General features: G+C 60.4%; 3 protein-coding genes and 1 pseudogene. All 4 read right to left on the bottom strand.

Going from position 1 to position 3,764, the window contains the following annotated elements; translation table 11 throughout:
* The coding region (locus M3461_01400; protein ID MDQ3773123.1) for a 2-hydroxypropyl-CoM lyase at window positions 1–244 on the bottom strand (244 nt) is incomplete at its 3' end.
* 159 nt (window positions 245–403) lie between these two features.
* Window positions 404–1,816, bottom strand: a complete 1,413-nt coding sequence (locus tag M3461_01395) for an aldehyde dehydrogenase family protein (protein ID MDQ3773122.1) — start codon at window positions 1,814–1,816, stop codon at window positions 404–406.
* A gap of 43 nt (window positions 1,817–1,859) precedes the next feature.
* Window positions 1,860–3,476, bottom strand: a complete 1,617-nt coding sequence (locus tag M3461_01390; GenBank protein ID MDQ3773121.1) for a GMC family oxidoreductase N-terminal domain-containing protein — start codon at window positions 3,474–3,476, stop codon at window positions 1,860–1,862.
* A gap of 15 nt (window positions 3,477–3,491) precedes the next feature.
* Window positions 3,492–3,593: pseudogene (locus M3461_01385) on the bottom strand (transposase).
* Window positions 3,594–3,764: the final 171 nt, after the last annotated feature.

Below are 3,764 nucleotides of genomic sequence, written 5' to 3'. Positions count from 1 at the left end.
AAACCGCCTGGTCCGCGTAATTATCGCCGTGGACCCGCCCGTCGGCGATGATATCGAGGCCCGCGTTCTCCTGGTCTTGGGCGATGGCCGCCACAGCGTCTTCCAACGTCTCGCGCATCAGGGCATCCGGGGGTTCCTGGTCGCCGGTAAAGTCCCTCGCGAACTCGGCGTCCCACCATCTTGGGTTGGGATAGTTGCCGACCATGCTGGTCGGGATGAGTAATTCTTTGCCGCGTATTTTCATGTTTGCCTCCTCTCTAGTCTCTGGGCGCTGACGCGTAGCACACCCATTTCTATGCGCGTCCTGCCGCTAGTTATGGTCGCAACTGCAGGATTCCTTCCCACTTAAGAGAGTAGTAGATGCGCTCTCGCTTTGCAACCAACATCTTGCACTTTTTCACGGTCATCTCCCATATTGGTCCCAGTGATCCCGGAACAGGGAGTGCTCGTTAATCAACCGCACTGCGATCGGACGCGAGACCCAGGTCAGGTTGATGAAGTGCTTGGCGTTCACGTTTTCCGTCGTAATATTACCGCCCCAGGTACCACAGCTTAGGCTCAGCGTGTAGGGCAGCCCGTTTCTCGGGCTGCCGGCACCCTCGTTGAGGTTTTGATTGACGAGTACCCTTCCGGTCTTGGTTCCGTGCGCGAGGGCCAACACGTGCGCCTCGGAACGCGTGTGGATCCCGCAGGTATGACCGCGTCCCTGGTAGTCGATTATCGCATTGACCAGCCGCACGGCGTCTTCGATACCGCCTTCGTAGCGGTACAGTGCTAGAACGACCGATAGCTTCTCGCCCGAGAACGGGTGAGCGGACCCCACGGCATCCTCCTCGACGATCAGAAAATCGCGGTTACTCGGCAGGGAAATCCCCGCCATATCCGCGATCTGGGTCGCCGCCTTCGCAACGACCGCCACAGAGGGGATCGATGAGCCGACTTCCGGCCACATGAGCCGCTGCAGCCGAGCCTTTTCAACTGCGTCACATATATGGGCACCCTGGGCCACCAGGGCGGCGACCAGCTCTTTGTAAATAGCCGCGGCCGCAACCACCGCGTTATCGGCCAGGCAGCTGGTCGCGTAGTCGAACGTCTTGGCTGCCGCAATGGCTCTAGCGGCGTCCTCAAGATCCGCCGTCTCGTCGACGACATGCACCGAGTTACCGACGCCGACCCCATAGGCCGGAGTCCCGGAACTGTAAGCGGCCTTGACCATACCTTCCCCTCCGGTCGCCACGATCAAGTCGGCCTGACGCATCAGCTCTTGGGTTTTGGCAAGCGAGGGCTTATCCACCAGCTGGACCAGATCCGCCGGCGCACCAATCTGCGTACAGGCCTCGCGCATATATTGCACCACCAGCGCCGTCGTCTTCTGCGTGCGCGGGTGAGCCGCGATGATGATGGCGTTACGGCCTTTCAAGGCCAGTAAGGTCTTGAGCGGCGGCGTCGCATCGGGTCCGGTCGTGGGGATGAGGGCCGCGATCACTCCCACCGGTTTCGCAATCTTGATCAATCCTTCTTCAGGAAGTTCCTCGACGACACCGACCGTCTTCACCCCCGCAATATCGGCGAGGGTCCCCATGAGGCGATTGCGGATCTTGGTCACCTTATCGGCGTAGTTCCCAAAGCCGCCCTCATCGACGGCGAGCTTCGCTAAGGCTTCGGCCCGATCCTGGCGCACCACCGACCAGGCGACTGCGGTGGTGAGCGCATCGATCTGTTGTTGTGTATACCTCTCGATGGCCTCTTGTGCCTGCCTGGCCCGCCCGATGAGGTCGCGGACCTCAACCATTACGCTCGGGGTGTCGGTAGTCATCGTTGCGGCCTCGCGGGTTCGCCCATTGATCGAAATACAGCCCTTACAGTGACCGACCGTTTGCCGACCCGGCGCATCCACCGGGGCTTCCATTAATATGATCGGCTGCCTTTTCCGCGATCATGATCGTAGGCGCATTCGTATTGCCACTCACGATCGTCGGCATAGTGGACGCGTCCACCACTCGAAGCGCTTCCACCCCACGCACGCGCAGTGCGGAATCGACAACCGCCATTTCGTCGGTTCCCATCTTGCAGGTCCCCACCGGGTGCCAGGTGGTGGAGGCAGTGCGTCTTACGAAGGCTTCGATTCCCGCCTCGTCTCTGATGTGGGCCCCGGGCGCCACCTCGCCGCCACGGATGTCGGCGAATGGTTTGGCATACAGAATCTCGAGATTCCACCGTACGCCCGCGACGGCGCAGCGAAGATCTTCGGGATCGCTTAGGTACCCGGGGTCAATGCGCGGCCGATCCAGTGGATCGGACGACGAAAGCGTCACCTGCCCCCGGCTGTGCGGTCGGCTGATATAGGCCGTCAATGTCATGCCATGCCGGCTCGGTGGTCCGGATTCCGGGTAGTCGCCGGTAAGACCCGCAAAAAGGAACAACTGTAGGCAGGGATATTCCTCATCGGGCCGATTTCTCACGAACGCACCGGCTTCAAGGAAGTTTGAAGCCAGCGGTCCGCTGCGACCCGACTCGTAGTCTTGTGCAGCCGCGGCCTTTTTTCCCGCCGAAAGCGGCGCAAATGTCAGGGGTTGCGTGATCTCACATTGAACTCGCGTATGAAGGTGGTCCTGGAGATTCTTGCCGACCCCAGGCATGTCTTGACGAACCTCGAGACCGAGACGTCGGAGCTCGGTCGCGGGTCCCAAACCGGATAACATGAGCAGTTGGGGCGAGCGGAAAGCGCCTGCGGACACGACGACCTCGGACGAGGCGTGCGCTTGCTCAACTGCTCCGAAACGCAGGTACTGCACGCCTATTACGCGGCCCCCTTTGAATAGAAGTTTCGTCGCATGTGCATGAGTGAGCACCGTCAAATTCGGACGGGAGCGCGCCGGGTGGAGGTACGCGACCGCGACACTGCAGCGCGTGCCGTTCAAGATGGTGGCCTGATAGGGGCCGCATCCCTCCTGCCCTTTTCCGTTGAAGTCCGGATTGAACGGAATGCCGAGCTCCTTTGCGGCAGCGAGATAACGCTTGGTTAGAGGACCCGTAGCAGGGTGGCTTGAGACTCCAAGCGGGCCGGAACCACCGTGATACCGATCGGAGATAGTCTGATTTCTTTCGGCTTTGATGAAGTAGGGCAGGACATCGTCGTATCCCCAGCCGTCGTTTCCGAGGCGGTGCCAATTGTCATAGTCACCGCGATTTCCGCGGATGTAAATCATGTAGTTGATGGAACTTGAGCCGCCGAGGACCCTGCCTTGCGGGATAAAGATGCGGCGGCCGTTCAAGTGCGCCTGAGGAAAACTGCGATCTGCCCAATCATAGGCACTGTCCTGCAACCGCCCGAAGAATGCCGGCGTCCGAATCAGCGGTGAATCGTCCTCGCCACCCGCCTCCAGCAGCAACACCTGGCACGCGGCATTCTCGCTAAGCCTGCTTGCTAATACGCAGCCGGCAGAGCCCGCGCCGATAATAACGTAGTCAAACACTGTCTGGCCGTTTGGTTTGGCCTTGGCATTGAAGCCCTCGACCACGCCTCTCGAGAGCTCGCCTTTGGCTCGGAACCCGTTGAGGATAAGCGGTCGATGGCCCCGCAACATGCGGGCGAATCATGGGCCCGATCTTCGAGCGCATTTCGATGCCAAGGGACTGCATCACCGAGCGATCCAGGTGCTTCCGACCATCATGCATGGGCTAACGACACCGTCTTCGACAAGTCCTTCAGCATTGAGTCGAAGCGACCCTGCCCAAGTCCCTCGATGATCCGACGTTGCGCC

It is taken from the genome of Pseudomonadota bacterium (genome assembly GCA_030860485.1).
Lineage (GTDB): Bacteria > Pseudomonadota > Gammaproteobacteria > JACCXJ01 > JACCXJ01 > JACCXJ01.
This window is presented reverse-complemented; position numbering and strand designations above follow the sequence as displayed.